At 27.4% G+C, this 2,476-nt stretch carries 1 protein-coding gene; it reads left to right on the top strand.

Annotation, left to right across the window (positions count from 1 at the left end):
* Positions 1–261 precede the first annotated feature (261 nt).
* Complete coding sequence (locus ACRC03_RS03185) at positions 262–2,307, top strand: ATP-dependent helicase (RefSeq protein WP_438651103.1); 2,046 nt, start codon at positions 262–264, stop codon at positions 2,305–2,307.
* Positions 2,308–2,476: the final 169 nt, after the last annotated feature.

Raw genomic sequence — 2,476 nt, 5'->3', positions numbered from 1 at the left:
AACTTTAAGGTAGTAGTGGCGAAGACACCGTCTATTTTGCTTGGCTTTGTAACAACCTCTGATTATATCGTTTAGGTGTGATTAAGTCGTTAGCCACCAAGAATCCCTCTGCTTTAGCTGTAGGGAGTGTGTCAATTTATAAGCTAAAAAATAAGTATTTTTCTATTGTTTTTAGTTTACAATTAAAAAAGAGATAAGTTTCACCTTTTTAAAAGATATATTATAATAAGGAATATGAAAAATACTTCAAGGCGGTAGTTTATGATAAATATAGATAAATTAAATGAAAATCAAAAAAGAGCAGTTGAACATCTAGAGGGACCTTGTATGGTTCTTGCAGGTCCTGGTTCTGGAAAAACTAGGGTAATAACCTATAGAATAGCAAATATGGTTACAGAAAAAAATATAAAACCTAGAAATATACTAGCCATAAGTTTTACAAAGGCATCTTCTGTAGAAATGAAGAGTAGAGCCTTAAGCTTAAGTAAAAATGACAGAATAAATTATGACCAAATGAATAAGGTTACATATGGAACATTTCATTCAGTATTTTTCCGTATACTTAGATACTTTACTAATTACGATTTAGAAAGTATATTGGATGAAAAAACAAAGAGAATAACAATAAAGGGAATACTAAAAAACTTAAACGTAGAGAATGCAGAAGACGATGAAGTAATTGGACAAATTATGAATGAAATGTCTTTTGTAAAAAATGAGCTAATGGATAAGATTGACTTTAAATCAGAAATTTTAACTAGTGATGAATTTACACAAGTTTATAATATGTACGAAGACTATAAGCAAGAAGTAAACAAAATCGACTTTGATGATATGCTAATAAAAACCTATTACATACTGAAAGATAAGAAAGATGCTTTAAATATGGTTAAAAGCGTATATAAATACATATTAGTAGATGAATTTCAAGATATAAACAAGGTTCAATTTGAAGTCCTAAAATTAATAGCAAATCCTGAAAACAACATATTTGTAGTAGGAGATGAAGACCAAAGTATCTACGGATTTAGAGGTGCAAGACCAGATTTTTTACTAGAATTTGAGGAATATTTTAAGGGTACAGAAAAGATTATGCTAGATATTAACTATAGATCTAAAAGTGAGATTATAGATACAGCAAATAAACTAATTGAAAACAATAAAAATAGATATGAAAAAGTTATAAAATGTAGCCAAGGAGAAGGAGCAAAAGTTAGTTACATATACCCTGAAGACTCAGAAGATGAAGCTACTCAAATAGCTAAAAATATTCTAGAAGAAATCAAAAAAGACTATGTAGAATACACAGATTTTGCGGTTATATACAGAACTAATATTCAATCAAGAGCACTAGTAGATGTATTTATGGATATGAGGATACCTTTTGTAGTTAAAGATTCAGTAGTTACAATTTACGACCATTGGGCAGCACAAGACATATTAGCTTATCTAAGAATAGGCATAAATGCCAAAGATAATAAAAACTGGATAAGAATTATAAATAAACCTTTTAGATATATATCTAGAGATAGTGTAAATTTAGTAAAAGATGAAGATGATTTTGTAAATGCCTTAATAACTAAATGCGATTTACATCCAAAACAAGTAAAAACCATAAATGATTTGGACATAGATTTAAGTTACTTAAAAACTTTAAGTCCTAAAAATGCTATATCATATATTAGAACTACTTTAGATTATGATAGATATATTTTAGATTATTGTGCTAATAGAAAAATAAAGACTAATGGATTAATAGAGATATTAAACGAAATAGAAAGTTCAGCTACACACCATAAGACTATAGAACAATATTTAGAGCATATAGAAAATGTAAAAACTGAATTAGTAGATAACAAAAAAAATAAACAGACAGATGGAGTAATATTTACTACTATGCATAGTGCTAAAGGGCTAGAGTTTAGAAATGTATATATTATAGGTGCTAATGAAGGAACTATTCCTCATGAAAAATCCTATGATGTAAATGATGAAGAAATAAAAACTCAACAAATTGAAGAAGAAAGAAGATTGATGTACGTTGCAATAACAAGGGCAGAAGAAAACTTATGTATAAGCTCTCCTTTAAATAAATACGGTAAAACAGCGTATAAATCTAGATTTATAGAAGATATAAAAGGCGAAGTTAAAGGCATGAAAATAGGAGATAGAGTATTTCACAAAAAGTTTAAAGATGGTATAATCATCGGAAAAAATGATAATAGCATAAAGATAAGATTTAAGGATAGTGAAAAGTGTTTAGACAATGATATTTGTAAGAAAAAGAGCATAATTTGGAAAATATAAAAAGAGTTAAATAAATTATAAAAAAATAATTATGCTTAATTGCAATATCAAATTGAACTATTTTTTAAAATATGAAAAATAATCTAAATATTAGGCTGCATATATAGAATCTAATTGTTCTTCAAATAGTTTCTCAGGCGTATTGTAGCCTAATATTTTTCTTGGTAAT

The sequence above is a fragment of the Romboutsia sp. genome, assembly GCF_051659545.1.
GTDB lineage: Bacteria > Bacillota > Clostridia > Peptostreptococcales > Peptostreptococcaceae > JBOFOR01.
Note: the sequence above shows the minus strand (reverse complement) of the source record. Positions and strands in the feature narration are given on the sequence as shown.